Origin of the sequence: Paraburkholderia sp. RL17-380-BIE-A (assembly GCF_046028085.1) — a bacterium.
GTDB lineage: Bacteria > Pseudomonadota > Gammaproteobacteria > Burkholderiales > Burkholderiaceae > Paraburkholderia.
The window spans coordinates 63,257-87,595 of sequence record NZ_JARESQ010000011.1; the positions used below are offsets into that span (position 1 = coordinate 63,257).

The following is a 24,339-nucleotide window of genomic DNA, read 5'->3' on the forward strand; positions in this document are numbered from 1 at the left end:
GCAGGATTTTTCTGCGATGTGTCAGTGAAATGGTCACACTGCACGACATGGATGCAACCGAATTAGGAAGCGTCCGATCGTCGGGAAACGAGCGGCAACTCTACGATGCTGGATGGTCTCCCATCCACATGCGCCGGCTCACGCAGCACGCACTGCCGTCGCTCTCCCGCAGGTTTCCATGGAACATCAATCGCAGCCTGAGCGCACGCACGCCGCTCTGCCACCCACCGCCTATCTCACCGCATTGATCGACGCCGCGCTCGAAGCGCACCAGGCCGGCAGGCTCGACACGGCCGAATCGTTTTATCGCGAGGCGCTCACGCTCGATGGCGCCCATACGGGAGCCTTGCACTACTTCGGCGTGCTGCACTATCAACGCGGCAACCACGACACCGCCGCCGGCCTGATGAGCCGCGCGCTCAAACTCGACCGGCACGATGCCGCCTGCTGGAGCAACCGTGGACTCGTGGCCGCCGCGCTCGGCCATCTCGACGAAGCGATGATCTGCTACGACCAGGCACTGCAACTCCAGCCAGATTTCGCCGACGCGCACAACAACTTCGGCGTCGCGCTGCAAGCGCAAGGCGCCTTCCTCGAAGCGATCGAGCACTACCGGTTGGCGCTGGCATCGAACCCCGCGCTGCTCGACGCGCATCTGAACCTCGGCACGGCGCTGAACAAGCTCGCCCGTTTCGACGAAGCGCTCGCGTGCTATCGGCACGTCCTGTCGCTCGATCCGACATCCGCGGAGGCGCACTTCAGCGCGGGAAACACGTACCAGGCGCAGGGCGACCACGGCGCGGCGATCGCCAGCTTCAAGCAAGCCTTGGCGCTGCGTACGAATTACGCGGAGGCGCACGTGAATCTGGGCAGCCTGATCGGCAAGCTCGGCGACTATGCCGGCGCAGAATCGCATTACCGGCGCGCGGTCGCACTCAAACCGATTCCGACTCACCTGGTGTGTCTGGGCGGCTCGATCGGCGCTCAAGGGCGCCTCGACGAAGAGGAAGGTTTCTACCGGCGAGCACTCGCCCACGATCCGCATTACGCCGACGCGCATCAGAATCTCGCGTGGCTGTTGCTCAAGCGCGGCGACTACAAGGAAGGCTGGGCTGAATTCGCGTTGCGCTGGCGCAGGAACGACTACGACGCGATCGCGGTGCCGGGCGTGACCGAATGGCGGGGCGAGCCGCTCGAAGGGCGTCGCCTGCTGCTGGTCGGCGAGCAAGGTTTCGGCGACCACTTCCAGTTCCTGCGCTTTGCAAGCGTGCTCGCGCAGCGCGGCGCCATCGTCGACCTCTGCGTGCGCGAGGCTCTGCTGCCTTTGGTCGGGCGTATGGCGGGCATACACCGCGCGTACAGCGGCAAGCCCGACGGTGAGTACGATTTCTGGGTGCCGATGATGAGCGTGCCGTCCTGTCTTGACCTGGATCTCTCAACCCTTCCCGCGGACGTGCCCTACCTGTTCGCCGACAAGGCGAAAACGAAAGCGTGGCGCAAACGGCTCGGCGCAGCCAATGAATCGAAGCGAAAGGCGGGCCTTGTCTGGGCCGGCAGTCCCACATTCGGCAACGACCGCTATCGGTCGACGACGCTCGCCGACCTGAGCCCGCTCAGCGAGGCGGAGAACGTCGCCTGGTACGCGCTGCAAAAGGGCCCGGCGCATGCGCAGTTGGCCGACGCATCGCCGGCTTTCCGTGCCAACGATTTCACCGCCGCGCTGAACAGCTTCGAAGACACGGCCGCGCTGATCATGAATCTCGATCTGGTGATTGCCGTGGACACCGGCGTCGCGCATCTGGCCGGCGCGTTGGGCAAACCGGTGTGGTTACTGCTGCCTGCCAATTCAGATTGGCGCTGGTTGGAAGCGCGCAGCGACTCGCCTTGGTATCCGGGGATGAGGTTGTTCCGGCAAGCGGTGTTGGGGGATTGGATGCCGGTGGTTGAAGAAGTGACGCAAGCTCTAAAGAAGGAGGCTCAGTGAGCAAATTTCAAAGTGGGACAAATTTTGGCGCGGTGACGCACGGTCCGGTAAGCCACGAAAATGTGCCACATTTGTTGCACATCGACAGCTCATCGCCGACAGGAAACGAGACCATGGCTGTCATATCGAAAATTCGCCGCCAGGGGGGCGCCCTGGTGATGACGATTCCACCAGCGCTTCTCAAGCTTCTTCACGTCGATGCGGGCGACCAGATGACTCTCGACGTCGCAGACGGACAATTAATTGCGCGGCCGCTTGCTTCAGCGCGTAGGCGCTACTCGCTAGCCGAAATACTCGAGGGCTCTGAAAGCATTGCCGAATTGAATGCGGACACAGCGTGGGCGCGCGATGGAGGGTCGGTCGGACGCGAGCTTGGCTAATGGCAAAACGCGATGCACCACGACGCGGCGACGTGTACTGGATCGATCCCAAACCGGTAGCAGGCCGCGAAAGGAAAGACAGGCACCGTTTCGTCGTCATCACACCTGGCGAGATCAATGCGTTGGGCGTTTGCATGACCGTGCCCATCACCAGCGCGGGGAGTTTCACCCGCAACGTCGGACTTGCGGTTCCGATCTCTGGGCACGACACGAGCGGCGTCGCAGTCTGCAATCAGGTTCGCACTTTCGACATCGATGCACGTGTGAGCGCAGGCTCAGCCCGCTACATCGAGACGCTCGACAAGGTCACCGCTGACGAAATGGTCGCGCGGGTCATTAGCGCCATCGACCCCGCGCCATAACAACGTCTGGCGACGCCTCACCCCGCCTCCACCACGAACCCGCGCTGCCGCAAAAGCTCCAGCACGCCTTTGCGGCCACCCAGATGCAGCGCGCCGATCGCCACGAACACCGGCTTGTTCGGCGCGGCGATCAGCAGCATTCGCGACACGAAACGCCGGTTGCGGTCATAGACGATCTTGTTGTCGATCGAATCGGAGATGCGCTTGTCGCGCGCCAGCTTTTCGGACTTCGCTGCCTGCCAGGCGGCGATTGCATCCGCATCGCCCACACGCCATAGGCGATGCAAGGTCCGCACGTCCTCGACGTTTTCCGCCGGTGTCTGCACCAGATCCTGCGCCAGCATCTCGCGCTGCTGCGCGAGCGTCAGCCCCGTGAATGCGCGCATCTGCTGCGGCAACGTCTCGAGACCGACGATCTTGCCGCGCGTGCGGATATACACGTTCTGTAACTGCGCTTCCGAACCGTACTCGGTCTGCAGACCGGCGCTCAAAGAATCGTAGGTTTCAACCAGCAACGAAGCGAGCCAGGGCCGCATTTTCTTGATGGCATCCAGTGCCGCCGGGTTAGCGCGCAGTCGAAGCGCCAGCTTGTGCCACAAAGGCTCGGGCAGCAGACCGGGCAGACAGTCGCGCCGGCAGACGCCGTACTTCGCAACGTCATCTTGCGAAACAAGCAGTTCGTCGGGTGAGAGTTCGAGCGCCAGCGTCGGCGAGGCAGCCAGTGCGCCGAGGATCGGTGCGCGGAAGGGCTGATTGGCGGGGTAGTCAGCCGGGTCGCCGACGTGCAGCGTGCCCAGCACGTAGAGGGTGATCGTGCCGCGAGTCGCGACATAGAACGGCATGCGCGCCGGCTGCGCGCGCACCGGGCCGCTCGCCGTAGTGCCCGGCGAGGCGGGCGGCGGATTGAAACCCGGCAAGCTGGCGCGTGGCGGCGCCGGCATGTTGGGCACCGGCAGTGCCGGGCGCCCCGCCTGCGCGGGCGTATTGGCGGCGGCACCGGCGGCATGCGCGACGCCGATCGCTGTCGTGCCCGGATGAAAGACAGAACAAACGCCGATGAGCGCGGCACCGGTCAGTGCACGCGCCCTCCAGCGCCGCGAGAAAGCAGCACCAAGGTCGCCATCACGCAAGCGGCGCGTAAGACGACGCGCCGCCACCCCATCAGGCATCCATGTCCCCCACCTCCTCGGCGCGGTGACACGACACCTGGCGGCCATCCACTTCACGCAGCTTCGGTTCTTCACTGCGGCAGCGGTCGATCGCGTACGGGCAGCGTTGATGGAACGTGCAGCCCGACGGCGGATTCAGCGGCGACGGCATTTCACCTTGCAGCTTGATCTTGATCGAGCGATCCGCTTCGAAGATCGAAGGCGTCGCCGACATCAACGCGCGCGTGTACGGATGACGCGGCTTCGAGAAAATGCGCTTCTTGTCGCCGAGCTCCGCCACGCCGCCGAAGTACATCACCATCACATCGTCGGCGATATGCTCCACCACCGAGAGGTTGTGCGAGATGAACACGTAGCTGGTCTTGAACTGCTGCTGCAGGTCCATGAACAGATTCAGAATCTGCGCCTGGATCGAGACGTCGAGCGCCGACACGGGTTCGTCGGCAACGACGATCTGCGGGTCGAGAATCATCGCGCGCGCAATCGCCACACGCTGCCGCTGGCCGCCGGAGAACATATGCGGATAGCGCTTCGCATGTTCCGGACGCAGGCCGACGGTGCGCATCATCTGCGCGATGCGCTCGGCGCGCTCGGTCGGGCTCAGTTGCGTGTTGATCGCGAGCGGCTCGCCCAACGTCTGCTCGACGGTCTTGCGCGGATTCAACGAGGCAAACGGGTTCTGGAAAACCATCTGCACGCGCCGCCGCAGCGCGGCGATCTTCGCGTGATCGGCGCCGGCCACGTCTTCACCGTCGATCAGCAAGCGGCCCGCGCTGGGCGCTTCGATCATGGTGAGTTGACGCGCGAGCGTCGATTTGCCGCAGCCGGATTCACCGACCACGGCCAAGGTCTTGCCGCGCTCCAGCGCAAACGAGACGCCGTTGAGCGCCTTCACCGTGCCGGTGGCGAACAGACCGCGCTTAACCGTGTAATAACGCGCCAATTGCTCCGCGACCAGTACGTGGTCGCCCGCATGGTCCGACTGGCGCCGCGTTTCGAGTACTGCGTTCATCGTGCGCCTCCATGGGTGTGAATGTTGGCGTCGCCGCTCAGGTTCAGGGGTTTGATGCAGCGCACGCGCGCCACCTCAGCGTGACCTTCCATCGGCGCGAGCGCGGGCCGCGCCTTGGTGCAGTCGTCGACCACGTACTTGCAGCGTGGTGCGAACAGACAGCCCTTCGGACGGTCGTCGCGACCCGGCACCATGCCCGGCAGGGCCGCCAGCCGCACGGCGCCGACATTGTGCTCTGGAATCGCCGCCAGCAACGCTTCCGTATAGGGATGATGCGGCGCGGCGAAAATGTCCGGCACGCGGTTGGTCTCGATCACTTCGCCAGCGTACATGACCGCGACGCGTTGCGCGACCTCGGACACCACCGCCAGATCATGCGAAATCAGCACGAGCGCCATGCCGCGTTCCTTCTGCAGCTTGATCAGCAGTTCCATGATCTGCGCCTGGATCGTCACGTCGAGCGCGGTGGTCGGCTCGTCGGCGATCAGCAGCTTCGGGTTGCAGGCAATCGCCATCGCGATCATCACGCGCTGGTTCATGCCGCCCGACATCTGATGCGGGAACGAACTGATACGGCTTTTCGCGTCCGGAATGCCGACCTGGTCGAGCAGTTCCAAAGCGCGCTTGTCCAGCGCGCTGCCGCGCAAGCCTTCGTGCAGCTTCAGCACTTCCTTGATCTGATAGCCGACCGTGTAGCTCGGATTCAGGCTGGTGAGCGCGTCCTGGAACACCATCGCGATATCTTTGCCGATGATCTTGCGGCGTTCCTTCGCCGAGGCCTTCAGCAGGTTCTTGCCGTTGAAGGTGATTTCGTCGGCCGTCACTTTGCCGGGCGCGTCGATCAGGCCCATCAGCGCCATCATCGTCACGCTCTTGCCCGAGCCCGATTCGCCGACCACGCCGACCACTTCGCCCGGCGCGACATCGAGGTTGATCCGGTCGACGGCGGGCAGTCCGTTGAAGTCCACCGCGAGATTGCGGATGGTCAATAGGCTAGACATGTCAGCGCGCGCACGGCCGCCCGAAGCGTGCTGACTTGCCCCCTCGGGGGGCAGCGAATGAAGTGAGTGTGGGGGCTGTTTCATTACGCCATCCTTTTCAGTTTGGGATCGAGTGCGTCGCGCAGCCCGTCGCCGAGCAGATTGATCGCGAGCACCGAGATCAGGATGGACAGACCCGGCATCGTGACGATCCACCATGCGCTGTCGATGTAGTCACGTGCCGAGGCCAGCATCGCGCCCCACTCCGCCGAAGGCGGTTGCACCCCGAGGCCGAGAAAGCCGAGCGCCGCGGCGTCGAGAATCGCCGACGAAAAGCCCAACGTAGCCTGCACGATCAGCGGTGCGGTGCAGTTGGGCAGCACTTGCGAGAACATCAGACGCAAGGTGCTGGCGCCCGCCACGCGCGAGGCCGTCACGTATTCCTTCTGCAACTCGCCTTGCGCCGACGCGCGCGTCAAACGCACGTAGCCGGGCAACGCGACGATCGCGATGGCGAGCATGGTATTGACGAGGCCCGGGCCGATGATTGCGACCACCGCAACAGCGAGCAGCAGCGACGGCAGCGCGAGCAGCACGTCCATGATGCGCATGATCGGCGTGTCAGCCCACTTTTCGAAGAATGCCGCGATCAAACCGAGCACGACGCCCGGAATCAGCGCGAGCACGACCGAAACGAAGCCGATCCAGAACGAGAGCCGCGCGCCGTACATCAGGCGCGAAAGGATGTCGCGGCCCGCTTCGTCGGTGCCGAGAATGAACTTCCAGTTGCCGCCGTCGAGCCATGCGGGCGGAATCTTCACGAAGTCGCGGTATTGCTCGATCGGGCTGTGCGGCGCGATCAACGGCGCGAAGATCGCGATAAAGATCAGCACGAGCACGATGACACCGGCGCCGACCGCGCCACGGTTACGCGAGAAATTCGCCCAGAATTCTCGGGCGGCGATAGCGCGGCCACTCGGGGGAGTGACCGACTGGGGGACTGTGTTTTGAATGTCTGCCATGATCAGTATGCCTCCCGCCGAGCCGCCTCAAGGGAGGCATGCGCCCCCTCGGGGGGCAGCGAACAAATGTGAGCGTGGGGGTTCATATTTACCTCGTATGGCGGATGCGCGGATTCAACACGCCGTACAACAGATCGACGACGAGGTTCACGACAATGACCAGCGTGGCGATCATCAGAATACCGCCCTGCACCACCGGATAGTCGCGCCGGCCGATCGCGTCGATCAGCCACTTGCCGATACCCGGCCACGAAAACAGCGTCTCAGTGAGCACCGCGCCCGCGAGCAGCGTGCCGACCTGCAGACCGATCACGGTCACGACCGGAATCAGCGCGTTGCGCAACGCATGCACGACGATCACGCGCCCCGGCGACAAGCCCTTCGCGCGCGCGGTGCGGATGTAGTCCTCGCGCAGCACTTCGAGCATCGACGAACGCGTCATACGCGCGACCACTGCCAGCGGAATCGTGCCGAGCACGATGGCCGGCAGGATCAGATGGCTCAGCGCGGATTTGAACGCGCCTTCGTCGGTGGACATCATGGCGTCGATCAGCATGAAGCCGGTCACGTGCGGAATGTCGTATTCGACCGCGATGCGGCCGGACACCGGCGTCCAGCCGAGCTTCACGGAGAACACCATGATGAGGATCAAGCCCCACCAGAAGATCGGCATCGAGTAGCCGGTGAGTGCCGTGCCCATCACGCCGTGATCGACCACGGTGCCGCGCCGCAAGGCCGCGAACACGCCCGCCGGCAAGCCGACGATCAAGGCGAACAGCATCGCGCAGATCGACAGTTCGACGGTAGCGGGAAAGCGTGCGAGGAATTCGCCCATCACGCTGGTGTTGGTGATGATCGAGGTGCCGAGGTCGCCGTGCAGCGCGCGTCCGATGTAGTGGACGTACTGCATGGGCAGGGATTCGTCGAGCCCGAGCCGGTGCATGGCCGCGGCGTGCATGGCGGGATCGACGCCGCGCTCGCCCATCATCACTTCGATGGGGTCGCCCGGTATCAGGTGAATCAGCGCGAACGCGAGGATCGTGATGCCGATGAAGGTCGGAATCACCATGCCGATGCGGCGCAAAACAAAGCGGAACATGGTTTTGTCCCTATGGTCTTGATGAAGAAAAAACGCAACCGGCGACGAGGGCTTGTGACCCCGGTCGCCGGACCATTTCGACCAGTTTTCTAACCGTGCGAAAAGCGTACTGCGTGAATTTTACGACTTGCTTGGTGTATTACTTGACGCTGACGCCATCGAAACGCGCGTAGCCGAGCGGTTCGATACGCATGTCCACGACCTTCTTGCTGACAGGCTGGTACACCGTAGAGTGAGCGATCGGCGAGAACGGCAGTTGCTGCGCGAAGATCTGCTGCGCCTGCATATAAGCCGTGGTGCGCGCGCCCTGATCGGACGTGACGCGGCCCTTCTGGATCAGGTCGTCAAACGGCTTGTAGCACCACTTCGAGAAGTTGTTGCCGTTCACCGCTTCGCAGCCGAGCAGCGTGCCGAGCCAGTTGTCCGGATCGCCGTTGTCGCCGGTCCAGCCGATCAGCATCGTGTCGTCTTCACCTGCGTGAGCGCGCTTGATGTACTCGCCCCACTCATACGTGACGATCTTGGCCTTCACGCCGATCTTGGCCCAGTCGGCCTGGATCATTTCCGCCATCAGGCGGGCGTTCGGGTTGTACGCGCGCTGCACCGGCATCGCCCACAGGGTGATGTCGAAGCCGTTCGGGTAGCCGGCCTTCGCCAGCAAGGCCTTGGCCTTGTCCGCGTCGTAGGCTGCGCCCTTCAGGTTCTTGTCGTACGACCATTGGGTCGGCGGCATCGGGTTCGTGGCAGCCTGGCCCGCGCCCTGGTACACCGACTCGATGATCGCCTTCTTGTTGATCGCCATGTCGAGCGCCTGACGCACTTCGACCTTGTCGACCGGCTTGTGCGACACGTTGTACGCGAGGTAGCCGAGGTTGAAGCCCGGTTGCGACGGCATCGCGATGTTCGCTTCAGCCTTCAGCGGCGCGATGTCGGCCGGACGCGGATAGCTCATCACCTGGCATTCGTCGCGCTTGATCTTCTGCACGCGCACGCCGGCGTCCGGCGTGATCGAGAAGATCAGCTTCGAGATTTTCACCGTGTTCGGCTTCCAGTAATCCGGATTGCCGTCGAAGCGGATCGTCGCGTCTTTCGTGTAGCTGCGGAAAATGAACGGGCCCGTGCCGACCGGGAACTGGTTGATGTCGGCAGCCTTGCCGGCCTTCAACAACTGGTCGCCGTATTCGCTAGACAGAATCGACGCGTATTCCATCGCCAGATTCTGGATGAACGGTGCGTTGACTTCCTTCAGCGTGAACTTGACCGTGTACGGATCGACCTTTTCGACGCCGGTGATCAGCTTGTCGAGGCCCATGTCCGTGAAGTACGGGAACTGAACCGGGTAAGCCTTATGAAAGGCCGAGTTCGGGTCCAGCATGCGCTGGAACGTGAACACGACGTCGTCCGCATTGAATTCGCGCGTCGGCTTGAAGAACGACGTGGTCTGGAACTTCACGCCATGACGCAGGTGGAACGTGTACGTCTTGCCGTCCGCCGACACTTCCCACTTTTCGGCGAGGCCCGGTTCGACCTTGGTGCCGCCGCGTTCGAATTCGACGAGACGGTTGTAAACGGTGAATGTATTAGCCGTGAAATCGGTGCCCGTGGTGTACTGGGCCGGATCGAAACCCGCAGGACTGCCTTCTGAGCAGTAAACCAGGGTTTTATTCGGAATCTCGGCGCGCGCGACACTTGCGCCCACCATCGATGCCGCTGCAGCTGCGACGAGCGTCGTAACACGCGCGGCGCGCAACAGATTGTTTTGCTTCATGTTTCCTCCAGGTTCGTGGCCGGCTCCCGCCGGCGTAGCGCGATATTACTTGAGCTTGGCTCACAGCAACAAGCGGAGGAAATTCCCTCTGTTGACGATCGGAAACCAATCGGGCATAAGCGTGGCCGCACGCCGGCATTACCGGGAACGTGCGGCCGCAGAGGGGTGCCGAAGCAAAAAAACGGCCCGCCGGCGTTATTTCAGGCCGACATTCATGAATTGCGTCGGGCCGAACGGGTCGATCTTGAAGCCGGTGACGTTCTTGCTGATCGGCTGATAGACCGTGGAGTGGGCGATCGGCGTAAATGGGACCTGATCTTTGAATATCTCCTGCGCTTCCGTATAAGCCTTGGTGCGCTCAGGCAGGTCGGTGGTGCCGCGGCCTTTCTTGATCAGATCGTCGTAAGGCTTGTAGCACCATTTGGAAAAGTTACTGCCGTTCACCGCGTCGCAACCCAGCAATACGCCGAGCCAGTTATCCGGGTCGCCATAATCGCCGGTCCAGCCGATCAGCATCGCTTCATGTTCGCCGGCATGGCCGCGGCGAATATATTCGCCCCATTCATAAGTGGCGATCTTCACCTTGACGCCGATCTTCGCCCAATCGGCTTGCAGCATTTCCGCCATGAGCCGCGCGTTCGGGTTATACGGCCGTTGAACCGGCATGGCCCACAGCGTCAGGTCGAAACCGTCTGGATAACCCGCCTGTTTCAGCAGCGCTTTGGCTTTTTCCGTGTCGAACGGGGCGTCCTTCAGATTCTTGTCGTAGCCCCACTGGGTCGGCGGCATGGGGTTCGTCGCCGCTTGTCCCGCGCCCTGATAGACCGATTCGATAATCGCTTTCTTATTGATCGACATATCGAGCGCACGGCGCACCAGCACATTGTCGAGCGGTTTCTTGGTGGTGTTGTAGGCGATATAGCCGAGGTTGAAACCCACCTGGTTCGGCATGGCCAGCGACGCGTCGGCTTTTACCGCCGGAATATCAGCGGGACGCGGATACGCCATCACCTGGCATTCCCCGCGCTTGAGTTTTTGCAGGCGCACGGCCGGATCGACGGTAATCGCGAATATCAGTTTGCTGACTTTGACGATACCCGGCTTCCAGTAATCGGGATTACCGTCGAAGCGAATCGTATCGTCTTTCGTATAGCTGCGGAAAATGAATGGGCCGGTGCCGACCGGATATTGATTGATATCCGACGCTTTACCCGCTTTCAATAACTGATCGCCGTATTCCGCCGAGAGGATCGATGCGAACGGCATCGCGATCTGTTGTAAAAACGGCGCATCGACTTCTTTCAGCGTGAACTTGACCGTGTACGGATCGACCTTTTCGATCTTCGCAATGTTCTTGGCGAGGCCGAGATCGGTGAAATACGGGAACGGCACCGAATACGCCTTGCGGAACGGCTGCTCCGGATCGAGCATCCGTTGATAAGTGAAGACGACGTCGTCCGCGTTGAATTCGCGCGTCGGCTTGAAAAACGAGGTGGTCTGGAATTTCACACCGTGGCGCAAATGAAACGTATACGTCAGCCCGTCGGGCGACACATCCCACTTTTCGGCCAGACTCGGTTCGATATCCGTGCTGCCGTGCGCGAACTCGATCAGCCGGTTGTAGACCGTGTACGAGCCCGCGCTGAATTCGACGCTGGTGGTGTACTGCGCACTGTCGAAGCCCGCCGGACTGCCTTCGGAGCAGAACACGAGGGTCTTGTCGGGCAGCGTGGCCGCATTGGCGGCGGCGGGGGACAGGCCCGCAGTCAGCACCGCGCAGGCGCTCAGCGCTGGAAGACAGGTTTGGCGAACTGCAAACAGCAACTTGGATACCGTCATTACGTTCTCCGCACAGCAGCCACGTCAGCTGCGCTTTGATCATAGACAGCACAAAATTCGGGTTCAATGCGGGCTTACGCGCCGCAAGGTTGGCGCGGAACCCTGGGTTTGTTGCGACGCAGCGACTCTCGCAACGGGCGTGCGAGCGACGGTTTGCGTCATCACAGCTGCGGTCGCACGGCGGAGCCCCGCATTCGCATGAACGCCCGGGCCGCCATTCGCAGCGCGAAAAAAAACCGCGCGGCTAAAAACAGCCGCGCGGTTTCGTCTCAACGACGTGATGCGAATCTTACGTGTTCAACCGTTCGCAGATCGCTTTGGTCGCAGCGGCGCCATTCAACGTGTAGAAGTGCAGGCCCGGCACCTTGGCATCGATCAGACGCCCGCACAGGTCCGTCACCACATCCAGCCCGAATGCGCGAATCGACTCGCGGTCGTCGCCGAAGCTCTCCAGCCGGCGCGCGATCCAGCGCGGCACTTCAGCGCCGCACATCTCCGAGAAACGCATCAGCTGCGAGAAGTTCGTGATCGGCATGATGCCCGGCACGATCGGCACGTCCACGCCGAGCTTGCGCGCGTCGTCGACGAAACGGAAGTAGGCGTCCGCGTTGAAGAAATACTGCGTGATCGCCGAATTGGCGCCGGCCTTCACCTTGCGAGCGAAGTTGTCCAGATCCTGACGCGGCGAGCGCGACTGCGGGTGGTATTCCGGGTAGCCGGCCACTTCGATCCAGAACCAGTCGCCAAACTCGGCGCGGATAAAGCTCACCAGTTCCGACGCGTAACGCAACTCGCCGACTTCGCCCATGCCGGACGGCAGATCGCCGCGCAGCGCGACGATATGGCGGATGCCATGCGCGCGGTACTCGTCGAGAATAGCGCGCAGGCTCTCTTTCGACGAGCCGATGCACGACACGTGCGGCGCCGCTTCGAGCCCTTCCTTCGCCATATCGACGACGGTATCGAGCGTGCCCTGTTGCGTCGAGCCGCCGGCGCCGAACGTGACGGACACGAACTTGGGCTTGAGCGTGGCGAGCTGGGCGCGCGTGGCGCGCAGCTTGTCGACGCCTTCCTGCGTTTTCGGCGGGAAGAATTCGAATGAAAGTTCGATCGGGTTCATGATTCAGTGGGTCAACCGAGACTGCGGTTGCCGAAAATGAGCGCGGACAGCAGCCACGAAACGATGCTGTACAGAATCGAGCCGAAGAACGCCGACCAGAATCCCGACACTTCAAAGCCCTTCAGCAGCGAAGCGCACAGCCAGAAGCACAGCGCGTTGACCACCAGAATGAAGAGTCCGAGCGTGAGAATCGTCACGGGCAGCGTCAGCAGGATCAGCACCGGCCGCAGGATCGTATTGATCAACCCGAGCACCACCGCGACGATCAGCGCGGTGCCGAAACTGCGGATATGAATCGACGGAACGAGGTAGGTGATGATCAGGAGCGCAAGCGCGTTGATCAGCCAGGTCAGCAGCAAGGTCATGTAGAGCTCCTTTGGCAGGATGTCCGATAACGGGGAAAACGCGCGAAAAAAGGCGGCTTGGCGAACAAAGCGGCGCATGATGCGCCGCCCTGTCTTCCAACTGTCATGCTGTCAAACCGCCTGCGGCGTGCTTAATAGCGATAGTGGTTCGGCTTGAACGGACCGTTCTTGTCGACGCCGATGTAGCCAGCCTGCTCGTCCGACAGCACGGTCAGGTTCGCGCCGATGCGCGCCAGATGCAGGCGTGCGACCTTCTCGTCCAGATGCTTCGGCAACACGTACACCTTGTTTTCGTACTTCTTGCCTTGCGTGAACAGTTCGATCTGCGCGAGCGTCTGGTTCGTGAACGAGTTCGACATCACGAACGACGGGTGGCCCGTCGCGCAACCCAGGTTCACGAGGCGGCCTTCAGCCAGCAGAATGACGCGCTTGCCGTCCGGGAAAATGATGTGGTCGACTTGCGGCTTGATGTTGTCCCACTGGTACTGACGGGTCGACGCAACGTCGATTTCCGAGTCGAAGTGACCAATGTTGCAGACGATCGCGTTGTGGCGCATCGCCTTCATGTGGTCGTGGCCGATCACGTGGTAGTTGCCGGTCGCCGTCACGAAGATGTCGGCCTTGTCCGCCGCGTATTCCATCGTCACGACGCGGTAGCCTTCCATCGCGGCCTGCAGCGCGCAGATCGGATCGATTTCGGTGACCCATACGGTCGCGCCCAGACCACGCAGCGATTGCGCGCAGCCCTTGCCCACGTCGCCATAACCGGCCACCACGGCGATCTTGCCCGCGATCATCACGTCGGTCGCGCGCTTGATGCCGTCGACCAGCGACTCACGGCAACCGTACAGGTTGTCGAACTTCGACTTGGTGACCGAGTCGTTGACGTTGATCGCCGGGAACGGCAGGCGGCCTTCTTTTTCCATCTGATACAGACGGTGCACGCCGGTCGTGGTTTCTTCGGTCACGCCCTGAATGTGCGCGAGGCGCGTGGAGTACCACGTCGGGTCGGCGTCCAGATGACGTTCGATCGACTTGTACAGCGCGACTTCTTCCTCGTTGGTCGGCTTCGAGATCACCGAGCGGTCTTTCTCGGCCTTCGAGCCGAGGATCAGCAGCAACGTGGCGTCGCCGCCGTCGTCGAGGATCATGTTGGCGAATTCGCCGTTCGGCCATTCGAAAATGCGGTGCGAGAATTCCCAGTATTCGTCGAGCGATTCGCCCTTGAATGCGAACACCGGCGTGCCGGCCTTGGCGATTGCCGCGGCGGCGTGGTCCTGCGTCGAGAAGATGTTGCACGAGGCCCAGCGCACGTCCGCGCCGAGCGCCGTCAGCGTCTCGATCAGCACGCCGGTCTGGATCGTCATGTGCAGCGAACCTGCGACGCGCGCGCCCTTCAGCGGCTGCTGCGCCTTGTACTCTTCACGCGTCTGCACGAGGCCGGGCATTTCCGTCTCGGCAATGTTCAGTTCCTTGCGGCCCCAGTCGGCAAGCGACATGTCGGCAACAACGAAATCCTGGGAAGTTTGGGAATCGATAACTGCGGCGTTCATCACGCCCTCCTTTCTAAGAAATTGACTAGAAATTTGACGTGAGCGCGGTTCGATGCGGTGGACCGGAAAGCGCTGTGCGCAACCGACCTCCGATTGAAGCCTTCGAGCCTGGCGGGCGGCCGGCGAATATGCTGATTCGCGGTACCCGTCGCAACGCTCCTCGAAGACGAACGGCGATTGTAGCAAATCGAGATGGCTTCGGGGCGCGGATCGGGTTTCGACTTTGCCGCCGCGCGCGGGGAGAACGGGCGCGGCGCGCTTGGGTTCGGCCGCCGCGACGGCTTATAAAGCGCTCCCCGGCGCGATCGGTGCGGCCTGTGCGGGAGCGTGAAGCATCACTTTTGCCGCGCGCAATTGCGCGATGCCGGCGCTCGCCGTGTCAAGAAACTGGCGGGAGAGATGAAAGGCATCGGCGGTATCGTCGGGATTGGCGGTTTGCAGACCCAGCGCAATGCGAAAGTAGCGCTCCGCGTGAATGTCGGCGTGGTAATGCATGCGCACGCGCTTGGCATCATCCAGACGCGGGTTGCCGAAAATATCGCGCAGCGCCCAGGAAAACGCGCCATCTTCGCCGCCAATGCGGCGAAACCCTTCGTCCATTGGAAAGCCGCCGAGCGCGAGGTACGCCGAGCGGCGAATGAACAGGCTGCTCGGCACCGTATTGCTGAGCGTCGCCGCATGTGCGGCGAAGTCGGGGTGAGCGGTAAGCACACGCGGAAAATCCGTGTACTCCACGTCGAGACGCACGGACATTTCGTTGGGGTGTTGCGCGAGGAACGTGCTCGCGGCGCCGACAGCGCCGGGCAGGTATTCGTCGTCGGCGTCGAGGAAGGCGAGCAGATCGTGCGACGCATGCATCGCGCCCCAGTTGCGCGCTCGCGCCGCGCCGCCGTTGTACGGCATCCGCAGCAGGCACACGCGCGCGTCGAGGCTGCCGCATTGGGCGACGAGGTCCGCGGAGGCATCGGTCGAACCATCGTCCACCACGATGATCTGTGCGGCCTCGGGCTGAATCCGGCAACTGTGCAAAGCGCGAACGAGCGTCGCCGCGCCGTTGTAGCAGGGAATGATGATCGAAACGGGAGTCATGAATGAACGGGCGCGATGAGCGTGTCTACGGTGAAGAACCGTCGATGTTATTCCGCTTGCCACCGAGCGCATCTTGAAATGGCTGAGGTGCCTTGCGCCCCGTCAGAAGCGCAACTCCAGCACCGGCTATGTCATGAGCGCGCGGCCAGCGAAAGTCGGTGAAGACTGCGCTAAGGCTTGCCGCGACATAAATACGATGACTTACAATCACTCCGATCATTCCAATTTGGAATTCTGGAGTTTGAGATCGTGGAACTACGAGCGCTGCGGTATTTCGTCGAAGTGGTGCGCCAGCAGAGTTTCACCGTCGCCGCCGAGCAGATGTTCGTCACGCAGCCGACCATCAGCAAAATGGTCAAGTCGCTGGAGGACGAAATCGGCTCCCCGCTACTGTTGCGCGACGGGCGGCAGATGGTGCTGACCGATGCCGGCCGGATCGTCTACCAGCGCGGTCAGGACGTGCTGGCGGCGCACGCGCAGTTGCAGGCTGAACTGAACGACCTCGACACGCTCGGCCGCGGCCAACTCACCATCGGCATTCCGCCCATGGGCGGCTCGCTTTTCACGCCGGCCATCGCCGCATTCCGCCAGCGTTACCCGAAAATCGAGCTCAAGCTGTTCGAGCAAGGTTCGCGCGCCATCGAAGCGGCGCTGATCAACGGCGAACTGGAGTTGGGCGGCGTGCTGCAACCCGTCGACCCGGAAAATATCGACGTGCTGCCGGTGACGCGCCAGCTCCTGTGGCTCGTCGCGCGCGCGGGTTCACGCTGGGACGACCTGCACGAGGTGCCGCTCGCCCAACTCGCCGACGATCCGTTCGTGTTCTACGGCGAAAGTCTCGCGCTCAATGACGTGGTGTTGAACGCGTGCCGTTCGGCTGGCTTTGCGCCGACCATTGTCGGGCGCAGCGGACATTGGGATTTCATGGCGGCGCTCGTGCTGGCCGGTGTCGGCATCGCCCTGTTGCCAGCGCCGTATTGCCGGCGGCTCGACCCTGCGAAGTTCACCTGCCGGCCGGTGGTCGAGCCTGAGATTCCGTGGGAAATGGCGATCGGCTGGCGACGCAATGGCTACCTGTCGCACGCCGCGCGCGCATGGCTCGAAGTCGCCCGCGAGGCGTTGCCCGGCCAGGCAGGCGACGATTTCATGCTGGCACCGGGCATTGGCGTGGCCGGCATCACGACGCCGTTTCCCGTACCGCCCGCCGAATGAAGACATACCGCCGCCGCGCAGAGCCGGTGGCATGTCTTGCATCACTCGCCGCAATCGCGACTACTGCTGCGCGACAAACTCGATGCGGCGGTTGGCAACGCGACCGCTCGCCGTGGCCTTGCTCGCGACCGGATGCGTCTCGCCGTGGCCTTGCGCGATCAGCGAATCAACCGGCCATGACCGTTGGTTTGCCGCAGCGTCGACGGTGAAGCTGAGCTGGCTCTCTTTGGTCGGCGCGGGCGACTAAACTCACGCGGCATTCGTCGCCATGCGAATTCCGTCCGCGGACGCCACCTTCAGCTCCGCCTGGAACTCGCGCCGAGCCGCCGCGATCAGCTCGGCCGCGCGCTCGCCGATCATCACCGTCGGCGAATTGGTGTTGCCGCCGATCAGCGTCGGCATCACCGAAGCATCGACGATCCGCAGCCCGGTCACGCCCCGCACCCGCAATTGCGGATCGACCACCGACCGGGCGTCGCCGCCCATCCGGCACGTCGCCACCGGGTGATAGATCGTGTCGGCATGCTCGGCGATGACGCGGCGCAATTCCGCTTCCGACTGGCCAGGACGCGTATACAACTCAGTGCCGCCGTGCAGCGCGAGCGAGGGCGCATCGAGGATGCGCCGCGCCATCTGCGCGCCTTCCACCAGCAGGTCCAGGTCGCGCGAATCGCTGAAAAAGCGCGGATCGATCACGGGCGCAGTGCGCGCATCGGCACTCCCCAGCGTCACGGTGCCGCGGCTATGCGGCCGCAAGACGCACACGTGCAGCGAATAACCATGGCCCCAGTGCATATGGCGGTTGTGGTCGTCGACAATGGCCGCGCAGAAATGCAACTGCAGGTCCGGCCGGTCGAGCGTCGGGCTGCTCTTCAGAAAACCACCCGCCTCGGCGACATTGCTCGACAGCATGCCGCGCCCGTGGCGCATGAAGGTCACGAACTGCGGCAGCATCCGCGCAATGCCGCGAATCGAAAAACCGGTCGGCTCGATCGACGCAACCCGTTTGTTGATCGTGAAATCGACGTGGTCGATCAGGTTCTGCCCGACCTCCGGCGCGTCGTGCAGCACGGCGATGCCGAGCGACTGCAAGTGCGCCGCCGGCCCGATGCCCGAGCACATCAGCAGTTGCGGCGAATTGAACGCGCCCGCCGCGAGCACCACCTCCGCGCGCGCCGCAAGCGTTTCGGTGCGGCCACCGCGCACGATCTCGACACCGCTCGCGCGCTTGCCGTCGAAGACCACGCGCAGCACCGTCGCGTCGGCGATCGTGTGCAGATTGGGGCGCGCGCGATCGTAGATATAGGCTCGCGCCACGCTGCAGCGGCGCCCGTCGCGCTGCGTCACCTGGTAGAAGCCAATGCCTTCCTGCTCGGCGCCGTTGAAGTCGCTATTCGGCTTGTAACCGGCTTCCATCGCCGCCTGCACGAAGCGCCGCGAAAACGGATTCTGGTAGCGCAGATCGGAGACGGTGAGCGGGCCGCTATCGCCGTGCCACGCATCGGCGCCGCGCTCATTGCCTTCGGCGCGGCGGAAATACGGCAGCACCTCTGCCCACGACCAGCCCTCGCAACCCAGCTTCGCCCATTCGTCGTAATCGAGCGGATGGCCGCGCGTGTAGATCATCGCGTTGATCGCACTCGATCCGCCGAAACCGCGCCCACGCGGCTGATACCCTTGCCGTCCGCCGAGCCCCGGCTGCGGCGTGGTCAGATAGCCGTAGTTGGTTTTGAGCTTGTGCGGCACCACCGCCGCAACGCCGACCGGCATATTGACGAACAGATTGCGGTCCGTGTGCGGGCCGGCTTCGATCAGGGCGATCGTCGCGTCCGGGCAGCTATCCGCGAGACGGCTCGCCAGCGAGCAACCGCCCGAGCCTGCACCGACGATGATGTAGTCGTATTGCATCCGCTCCTCCATGTGGGCCGCGTTGCTCGCGAACCCTGTCTCCGTCGATCGGAGTGAGCGCTGAACTGTCGACCCGATTTCACGCTTTTAGCGCGCTACACTGGTCCCAATCAAAGCGCTTTCTCCGATCCCCTGCAGGCAACTGCAGAACACTTGTCTACCTGTGTTTTACCGGCATTGTAGGGAGCGTTAGGATGCCGCGGCGGGTTCACGCCAGAGCGATTCCTCTAAACGGAAGGGCCGCCGCGACCCTATGATGAAAGACGCGCAGGCGCCCGCCAGGCGGCCGCGCAGGGCATTCAAACACGGCGCTGCACGCGCCGTCCTCGCAGTGCGCGGCACGACACGCAACGATTAAACAGCGCACCGTCGATCGACGCCGGCGAGCATGCGTTGAACGGAGACAGCAGATGCAACCGCACAGCTTCGGCCAGACCCACGAGGTGACCAATCAGGCTCCGCCGCTGGCGGACTACAACCTCTTTTCCAGCGACGCCGCGTTATCCGCCGCCCTCGAACGCGACGGCGCCGCGTGGCATCGCGGCGCGTTGCTGCGGCACGGCGCGGCGCTCACCACGCCCGAGACGCTGGCGCTCGCCGACCTCGCCAACCGCCATACGCCCGAATTGCTCACGCATAGCCCGCGCGGCGAGCGCATCGACGCGCTGGAGTTTCATCCGTCGTGGCATTCGCTTCTTGCGCTTCTGCGCCGCGAGGGTTTGCATGCCCTGCCCTTTTCCGATCCGCAACGCGGCGCGATGGTGGCGCGCTGCGCCGGCTACTTCCTGCACGCGCAAATCGAATCCGGCTCGCTCTGCCCGCTGACCATGACCTTCGCGAGCATCCCCGTGTTGCAACGCGAACCCGCGCTATTCGCCACGCTGCGCGACAAGCTCTATGCGCGCGAGCACGATCCGCGCGACGTGCCGCTCAAACACAAGAGTTCCGCGATGATCGGCATGGGCATGACCGAGAAGCAAGGCGGCTCGGACGTGCGCAGCAATCAGACGCGCGCCTATGCCACGGCCGGCAGCGGCCGCGGCGCCGCCTACCGGCTGGTCGGCCACAAGTGGTTTTTTTCCGCGCCGCAGTGCGACGCTCATCTCGTGCTCGCCCGAACCGACGATCACGAAGGCATCTCGTGCTTCTTCGTGCCGCGCTTCGCGCCGGACGGCAGAAAAAACGGCGTGCAGATTCAGCGTCTGAAAGACAAGCTCGGCAATCGCTCGAACGCGAGCAGCGAAGTCGAATTTCTCGACGCGTTCGGCATCATGATCGGCGACGAAGGGCGCGGCGTGCCGACCATCATCGAAATGGCAAATTACACGCGGCTCGACTGCGTGATCGGCAGCGCGGCCCTGATGCGCGCGGCGCTCGTGCAGGCCATCCACCATGCGCGTCATCGCAGCGCGTTCGGCCGGCATCTCGCGGACCAGCCGTTAATGCGCAACGTGCTGGCCGATCTGGCCTTGGAATCGGAAGCGGCGACGGTGCTGTTCATGCGTCTCGCGCGCGCTTTCGAAGACTCCACCGACGCCGCCTCCACCTCGCTCGCCGAGCGCGCGTGGCGGCGCATCGTCACGCCCGCCGCGAAGTACTGGGTCTGCAAGCGCGCGCTGGAATTCACCGGCGAAGCGATGGAAGTCTGGGGCGGCAACGGCTACGTCGAAACCGGTCCGATGGCGCGCTTCTATCGTGAAGCGCCCGTGAATTCGATCTGGGAAGGCTCCGGCAACGTGATGTGCCTCGACGTGCTGCGCGCCATGGAGCGCGAACCGGAAGCGGCGCAGGCCTTGTTCGCCGCCTGGCAGGCACAAGCTCAGGCGCACCCGGCCTTGAGCGCCGCGCTCGGCAAGCTCGCCGCCGCGCTCAACGGACCGGCCGAACATCGCGAGGCGTCGGCGCGGCGGATCGCACAACAGGTCGTGCTGATCGCGCAGGCTACGTTGCTGCTCGAGCATGCGCCCGGCGAAGTCGCCGAGGCGTTCATTGCCACACGTCTTGCCGACGGCTGCGGCGAGAGCGGCCGTGTGTACGGCACGCTGCCGGCCACGTTCGATCACGCGGCGATCGTCGAACGCGCTTTTCCTGTCTGACATTCAGCACGCTTGAGTGACACCGCGCAGCAGCGCAAACGCATCCAATAAAAGCGCGACTCCACGCGCAACGCAATCCATCAGGGAGTGGACACACATGAAGAACGATCTGCCGGAAGTCGCCGCGCTCGAAGCGCTGCTTCGCGATCAGCGCCATGCTTATTTGCGCGCGCCGTACCCGTCGTGGGAAACCCGTGCGGCGCATCTGAAAGCGCTGCGCAAAGTCATGCTCGACAATCGCGACGCGCTCGCCGACGCCATGAACCTCGACTTCGGCAATCGCGCGAAGCAGGAAGTGCTGCTCGCCGAATTCCTGCTGGTCAAAGAGGAAATCGACGCCGCCCTTCGGCACGGCAAGCGCTGGATGAAAGCGCAGCGCCGCAGCACCAACAAATGGCTGCTGCCGGCGCGCGCGAAAGTCGTGCCGCAGCCGCTCGGCGTGGTCGGCATCATCGTGCCGTGGAATTATCCCGTGCTGCTCGCCGTCGGGCCGCTGATCAGCGCGTTGACCGCGGGCAATCGCGCGATCATCAAAATGTCCGAACTGACGCCCCGCACCTCGGCGCTGTTCGAGCAGTTGATCGGCCAGACCTTCGCACGCGATCACGTCGCGGTAGTGAACGGCGACGCCGCGCTCGCCGCCGCGTTCAGCGCGCAGCCGTTCGACCATCTGCTGTTCACCGGCTCGACCAAGGTCGGCCACGAGGTGATGCGCGCCGCCGCCGAGCATCTGACGCCGGTCACGCTCGAACTGGGCGGCAAGTCGCCGGCCATCATCGGTGCGCATGCGCGCTTCGACAACGCGGTGGACAACCTGATCGCCGGCAAGACGCTCAACGCGGGGCAAACCTGCGTCGCGCCGGACTACGTGCTGGTGCCGCGCGGCAAGGAGCAGGCCTTCGTCGAACGGGCGCGCGCGCGGATGGCCCGCATGTACCCGAACTTCGCCAGCAACCTGGATTACACGACGATCATTTCGGAGCGTCACTTCGCGCGCCTCGAGCGTCTCGCCGACGAAGCCCAGGGTGCCGGCGCGCAACTGCATGCGCTCACCGACAGCTCGCCCGATGCGGCGAGCCGCCGCTATCCGCTGATCGCCGTCACGAATGCGCCGGGCGCGTGCGCGCTGATGCAGGAGGAAATCTTCGGGCCGCTGTTGCCGATCGTCCCTTACGACACGCTCGACGACGCAATCGCATGGATCAACGCCCGTCCCCGTCCGCTCGCGCTGTATCTCTATGCCGACGACGCGGCCACCATCGACCGCGTGACGCACGAAACGATCGCCGGGGGCATGGCGATCAACGAGACGCTGATGCATCTGGCGTGCGAAAGCCTGCCGTTCGGCGGCGTCGGAGCGAGCGGGATGGGTGCGTATCACGGCTACGAGGGCTTCGTGACGTTCTCGAAGATGAAGCCGGTGCTGACGCAGGCGCGCCTGAACGCGCGCGGGTGGATTTCGCCGCCGTACGGCAAACGGGTGAATGCGCTGCTGAAACTGATGATGCGCTTCTGACCCTCAACGGCTCAACGCGCCGCGGTGCCGCCGTCCACTTCGGTGGCCACCACGTCGATGACATCGCGTGCATCGGCATTCGCGGCGTGCGCCGGTTCGTTCTCCGCACCGCTTTCCAGCCGATGCAGCCACGCAAGCAACTCCGCCACGGCCTGATAGAGCTGCGGCGGAATCCGCGCGTCGAGGTCTACCTGCATCAGCAGCGACACCATTTCGGGCGCCTCGTGCACATACAGGCCGGCTTCCTTGGCCCGCTGCACGATCATCTCGGCCAGCATCCCGTAGCCTTTGGCGATCACGCGCGGCGCGGGATCGCCCCCTTGCGAGTCGTAGACGAGCGCGGCCGCGCTGCGGCGGTGCTTGCGGCTCATGACAGGTCCCAATCGAAATCGTCGGGCGACGCGGCTTCGGTACGGGCGGAGCGTGCCGCGCGGCGTACAGTCGTGGCCCGGTCGGCGCTCGCCGCAGCCGGACTCGCCGCCGAAGCCGACTTCACATAGGCCGACGCCGCCGCCTGAGCGGCCGCGGCCGCACCGGCCGCGTTGGCGCCAGTGACCGGCGCACCGCCGCCGATCTCGCGAATCGTCAAGCCATTCAATTCGATGCCCGCCGCCGCGAGCCGCTGGCGGAAGCTCTCGCCCTGCGTGGCGAGGCGCGCCGCCCCGCCGGGGCTGGCCTGCACTCGCGCGATGAGCCGCGTGCCGGTCAGCGTCAGTTCCGCATCGACGGTGCCGAGTGTCGGCAGCGACAGCGTGAGGCGCGTGCGCCACGGCTGGTCGTCCTCACTCGCCGCGCCGCCGCCGCTGCGATCCCATTCGTCGCCGTCCTGTTCGATGGTCCAGTCGAGCCGCGCGCCCGGCCATGCTTCGCCGGTCCAGCGAAACTGGCCGGTCGCGAGCAGATCGAGCTGCTGACGCACCAGCGGCACGGTCGCGGGATGAACCGCGGCCGCCATCGACTGCGAATTCTGCGACGAGCCGCCGTCGGCTGATTGCGCCGCCGCGCTATGCAGGCCGGCGTGCGCGGGCTGGCCGTTCAGGTCGGACAGGGAACTGGCCAGCACCTCGCCAGCCATGAATCGTGCGGCCTGTGCGGTCTGGATCGACGGCATCGCGCGGCCGGCGGCGCCGGCGTCCGGTGCGCCGTTCGGTGGGCCGTTCGATGGGCCGTTTGGCGAGCCGTTCGGTGAGACATTCGGCGCCGCGCCCATGCCCTGCCGCGCGGAAGGATTGGCGGCGGACGCCTCGCCGGCGTCGTTCGCCCAGTCGAGCGGCAATTGCGCGGCGGCGGCCACCAGCTTGTTTTGTGCCTCGCCGGCCAGCGAAGCCGGCGGACGCTGGCCAGCCAGCCATTGCGCGAGATGGGCTTCGTAGAAGAGACCGCTATCGCCGACCGTCTGTTCGAGCGCGGCTGCGAGCGCCGCGACAGGCACCTGGGTTGCCGCCACACTCGCGGTCGCCGCGGTGGCCGCGTTTGCAGCGCCATTCGGATTGGCGGTGGTCCCGGCGGAAGCCGTTGCCGCAGCGGGCGAGTTGAACAGCGGTAACGCGCCGACTTCGACATCGAGCGCAGGCGCAGCCGGCCAGATCGGCGCTTGCCCGAGCACGGCGGGCGTCGCCTCGCCGCCCGAGCGCAGGATCGCGTTGAGCGTCAGCGCGACGGCGGACAGCGCGGTTTGCGCCGAAGCCTGCGGGGCCGGCGTGGCAATAGGCGTCGAGGTGGTGGGCGTGGTATCGACGCCCGCCGCGCCGGTCTGCGACGCGGCCGCGCTGCCCGGAGCAATGTTGAGCAGGCTGTCGACGCGGTTCGCGAGCAGCGAAGCGACGGCCGTGTCGATTCCGTTCATGCCGATTCCTTGGTCACAT

20 protein-coding genes and 1 riboswitch are annotated in these 24,339 nt (G+C 64.0%); of the genes, 6 read left to right on the forward strand and 14 right to left on the reverse strand.

What is annotated here, in order from left to right; genetic code table 11:
* Positions 1–178: 178 nt before the first annotated feature.
* The 3 genes from P0D68_RS19675 to mazF are packed head-to-tail and all read left to right on the forward strand — an operon-like array spanning position 179 to position 2,726.
* The gene (locus tag P0D68_RS19675) at positions 179–1,984 is read left to right on the forward strand and encodes a tetratricopeptide repeat protein (RefSeq protein ID WP_408299888.1); all 1,806 of its coding nucleotides are present in this window, start codon (positions 179–181) and stop codon (positions 1,982–1,984) included.
* On the forward strand, positions 1,981–2,364 hold the full coding sequence (locus P0D68_RS19680; RefSeq protein ID WP_408299886.1) for an AbrB/MazE/SpoVT family DNA-binding domain-containing protein: 384 nt from the start codon (positions 1,981–1,983) through the stop codon (positions 2,362–2,364). Before P0D68_RS19675 ends, P0D68_RS19680 begins: the two co-directional genes overlap by 4 nt.
* A complete protein-coding gene (gene mazF / locus P0D68_RS19685; protein ID WP_408299884.1) occupies positions 2,364–2,726 on the forward strand; it encodes a type II toxin-antitoxin system toxin MazF in 363 nt (120 codons plus the stop codon). The genes P0D68_RS19680 and mazF overlap by 1 nt, the downstream gene beginning before the upstream one ends.
* 17 nt (positions 2,727–2,743) lie before the next feature.
* On the opposite strand, the gene P0D68_RS19690 is transcribed toward mazF, so the two are convergent.
* From P0D68_RS19690 to P0D68_RS19740, 11 genes are all read right to left on the reverse strand, one after another.
* On the reverse strand, positions 2,744–3,895 hold the full coding sequence (locus tag P0D68_RS19690; RefSeq protein ID WP_408299882.1) for a TraB/GumN family protein: 1,152 nt from the start codon (positions 3,893–3,895) through the stop codon (positions 2,744–2,746).
* Positions 3,888–4,907 (reverse strand): peptide ABC transporter ATP-binding protein, encoded by a 1,020-nt coding sequence (locus P0D68_RS19695; protein ID WP_091798162.1) that lies wholly within the window; start codon positions 4,905–4,907, stop codon positions 3,888–3,890. The genes P0D68_RS19690 and P0D68_RS19695 overlap by 8 nt, the downstream gene beginning before the upstream one ends.
* Positions 4,904–5,908: an ABC transporter ATP-binding protein gene (locus P0D68_RS19700; protein WP_408299880.1), complete on the reverse strand. Its 1,005-nt coding sequence runs from the start codon at positions 5,906–5,908 to the stop codon at positions 4,904–4,906. Before P0D68_RS19700 ends, P0D68_RS19695 begins: the two co-directional genes overlap by 4 nt.
* A gap of 83 nt (positions 5,909–5,991) precedes the next feature.
* Positions 5,992–6,909, reverse strand: a complete 918-nt coding sequence (locus P0D68_RS19705; RefSeq protein WP_408299878.1) for an ABC transporter permease subunit — start codon at positions 6,907–6,909, stop codon at positions 5,992–5,994.
* 88 nt (positions 6,910–6,997) lie between these two features.
* Positions 6,998–8,008, reverse strand: coding sequence for an ABC transporter permease subunit (locus P0D68_RS19710; RefSeq protein ID WP_091798153.1), 1,011 nt, complete (start codon positions 8,006–8,008; stop codon positions 6,998–7,000).
* A gap of 139 nt (positions 8,009–8,147) precedes the next feature.
* Positions 8,148–9,776, reverse strand: a complete 1,629-nt coding sequence (locus tag P0D68_RS19715; RefSeq protein ID WP_408181541.1) for an ABC transporter substrate-binding protein — start codon at positions 9,774–9,776, stop codon at positions 8,148–8,150.
* Between the two features lie 195 nt (positions 9,777–9,971).
* Positions 9,972–11,615 carry an ABC transporter substrate-binding protein gene (locus tag P0D68_RS19720; protein ID WP_408299876.1) on the reverse strand — a complete coding sequence of 548 codons (1,644 nt, stop codon included), beginning with the start codon at positions 11,613–11,615 and terminating at the stop codon, positions 9,972–9,974.
* A gap of 289 nt (positions 11,616–11,904) precedes the next feature.
* A complete protein-coding gene (gene metF, locus P0D68_RS19725; RefSeq protein WP_408181544.1) occupies positions 11,905–12,735 on the reverse strand; it encodes a methylenetetrahydrofolate reductase [NAD(P)H] in 831 nt (276 codons plus the stop codon).
* An 11-nt stretch (positions 12,736–12,746) separates the two neighbouring features.
* On the reverse strand, positions 12,747–13,100 hold the full coding sequence (locus P0D68_RS19730; RefSeq protein ID WP_091798141.1) for a phage holin family protein: 354 nt from the start codon (positions 13,098–13,100) through the stop codon (positions 12,747–12,749).
* Between the two features lie 131 nt (positions 13,101–13,231).
* Complete coding sequence (gene ahcY / locus P0D68_RS19735) at positions 13,232–14,653, reverse strand: adenosylhomocysteinase (protein ID WP_091798138.1); 1,422 nt, start codon at positions 14,651–14,653, stop codon at positions 13,232–13,234.
* A gap of 77 nt (positions 14,654–14,730) precedes the next feature.
* A riboswitch (S-adenosyl-L-homocysteine riboswitch) is annotated at positions 14,731–14,821 on the reverse strand.
* A gap of 114 nt (positions 14,822–14,935) precedes the next feature.
* On the reverse strand, positions 14,936–15,742 hold the full coding sequence (locus P0D68_RS19740; protein WP_408299873.1) for a glycosyltransferase family 2 protein: 807 nt from the start codon (positions 15,740–15,742) through the stop codon (positions 14,936–14,938).
* Between the two features lie 249 nt (positions 15,743–15,991).
* Between P0D68_RS19740 and P0D68_RS19745 the strand changes: the two genes are divergently transcribed.
* Complete coding sequence (locus P0D68_RS19745) at positions 15,992–16,954, forward strand: LysR family transcriptional regulator (protein WP_408181551.1); 963 nt, start codon at positions 15,992–15,994, stop codon at positions 16,952–16,954.
* A gap of 249 nt (positions 16,955–17,203) precedes the next feature.
* On the opposite strand, the gene P0D68_RS19750 is transcribed toward P0D68_RS19745, so the two are convergent.
* Positions 17,204–18,862, reverse strand: coding sequence for a GMC family oxidoreductase (locus P0D68_RS19750; protein ID WP_408299871.1), 1,659 nt, complete (start codon positions 18,860–18,862; stop codon positions 17,204–17,206).
* A gap of 410 nt (positions 18,863–19,272) precedes the next feature.
* Between P0D68_RS19750 and P0D68_RS19755 the strand changes: the two genes are divergently transcribed.
* Both P0D68_RS19755 and P0D68_RS19760 read left to right on the forward strand, forming a co-directional pair.
* Complete coding sequence (locus P0D68_RS19755; protein WP_408299869.1) at positions 19,273–20,958, forward strand: isovaleryl-CoA dehydrogenase; 1,686 nt, start codon at positions 19,273–19,275, stop codon at positions 20,956–20,958.
* Positions 20,959–21,055: 97 nt separating this feature from the next.
* Positions 21,056–22,474 carry a coniferyl aldehyde dehydrogenase gene (locus P0D68_RS19760; protein ID WP_408299867.1) on the forward strand — a complete coding sequence of 473 codons (1,419 nt, stop codon included), beginning with the start codon at positions 21,056–21,058 and terminating at the stop codon, positions 22,472–22,474.
* An 11-nt stretch (positions 22,475–22,485) separates the two neighbouring features.
* Here P0D68_RS19760 and P0D68_RS19765 read toward each other — a convergent pair whose 3' ends face one another.
* Together P0D68_RS19765 and fliK are read right to left on the reverse strand one after the other, a co-directional pair.
* Positions 22,486–22,845 (reverse strand): EscU/YscU/HrcU family type III secretion system export apparatus switch protein, encoded by a 360-nt coding sequence (locus P0D68_RS19765; protein WP_091798117.1) that lies wholly within the window; start codon positions 22,843–22,845, stop codon positions 22,486–22,488.
* Positions 22,842–24,320 (reverse strand): flagellar hook-length control protein FliK, encoded by a 1,479-nt coding sequence (fliK, locus tag P0D68_RS19770; protein WP_408299864.1) that lies wholly within the window; start codon positions 24,318–24,320, stop codon positions 22,842–22,844. Before fliK ends, P0D68_RS19765 begins: the two co-directional genes overlap by 4 nt.
* Between the last annotated feature and the right edge of the window lie 19 nt (positions 24,321–24,339).

What these genes read in the sequence shown, in the direction of transcription:
- P0D68_RS19675 (WP_408299888.1), top strand. Translation starts at nt 179, where the DNA reads ATGGAACATCAATCGCAGCCTGAGCGCACGCACGCCGCTCTGCCACCC.
- mazF (WP_408299884.1), top strand. Translation starts at nt 2,364, where the DNA reads ATGGCAAAACGCGATGCACCACGACGCGGCGACGTGTACTGGATCGAT.
- P0D68_RS19690 (WP_408299882.1), bottom strand. Translation starts at nt 3,895, where the DNA reads ATGCCTGATGGGGTGGCGGCGCGTCGTCTTACGCGCCGCTTGCGTGAT.
- P0D68_RS19695 (WP_091798162.1), bottom strand. Translation starts at nt 4,907, where the DNA reads ATGAACGCAGTACTCGAAACGCGGCGCCAGTCGGACCATGCGGGCGAC.
- P0D68_RS19700 (WP_408299880.1), bottom strand. Translation starts at nt 5,908, where the DNA reads ATGTCTAGCCTATTGACCATCCGCAATCTCGCGGTGGACTTCAACGGA.
- P0D68_RS19705 (WP_408299878.1), bottom strand. Translation starts at nt 6,909, where the DNA reads ATGGCAGACATTCAAAACACAGTCCCCCAGTCGGTCACTCCCCCGAGT.
- P0D68_RS19710 (WP_091798153.1), bottom strand. Translation starts at nt 8,008, where the DNA reads ATGTTCCGCTTTGTTTTGCGCCGCATCGGCATGGTGATTCCGACCTTC.
- P0D68_RS19715 (WP_408181541.1), bottom strand. Translation starts at nt 9,776, where the DNA reads ATGAAGCAAAACAATCTGTTGCGCGCCGCGCGTGTTACGACGCTCGTC.
- P0D68_RS19720 (WP_408299876.1), bottom strand. Translation starts at nt 11,615, where the DNA reads ATGACGGTATCCAAGTTGCTGTTTGCAGTTCGCCAAACCTGTCTTCCA.
- metF (WP_408181544.1), bottom strand. Translation starts at nt 12,735, where the DNA reads ATGAACCCGATCGAACTTTCATTCGAATTCTTCCCGCCGAAAACGCAG.
- P0D68_RS19730 (WP_091798141.1), bottom strand. Translation starts at nt 13,100, where the DNA reads ATGACCTTGCTGCTGACCTGGCTGATCAACGCGCTTGCGCTCCTGATC.
- ahcY (WP_091798138.1), bottom strand. Translation starts at nt 14,653, where the DNA reads ATGAACGCCGCAGTTATCGATTCCCAAACTTCCCAGGATTTCGTTGTT.
- P0D68_RS19740 (WP_408299873.1), bottom strand. Translation starts at nt 15,742, where the DNA reads ATGACTCCCGTTTCGATCATCATTCCCTGCTACAACGGCGCGGCGACG.
- P0D68_RS19750 (WP_408299871.1), bottom strand. Translation starts at nt 18,862, where the DNA reads ATGCAATACGACTACATCATCGTCGGTGCAGGCTCGGGCGGTTGCTCG.
- P0D68_RS19755 (WP_408299869.1), top strand. Translation starts at nt 19,273, where the DNA reads ATGCAACCGCACAGCTTCGGCCAGACCCACGAGGTGACCAATCAGGCT.
- P0D68_RS19760 (WP_408299867.1), top strand. Translation starts at nt 21,056, where the DNA reads ATGAAGAACGATCTGCCGGAAGTCGCCGCGCTCGAAGCGCTGCTTCGC.
- P0D68_RS19765 (WP_091798117.1), bottom strand. Translation starts at nt 22,845, where the DNA reads ATGAGCCGCAAGCACCGCCGCAGCGCGGCCGCGCTCGTCTACGACTCG.
- fliK (WP_408299864.1), bottom strand. Translation starts at nt 24,320, where the DNA reads ATGAACGGAATCGACACGGCCGTCGCTTCGCTGCTCGCGAACCGCGTC.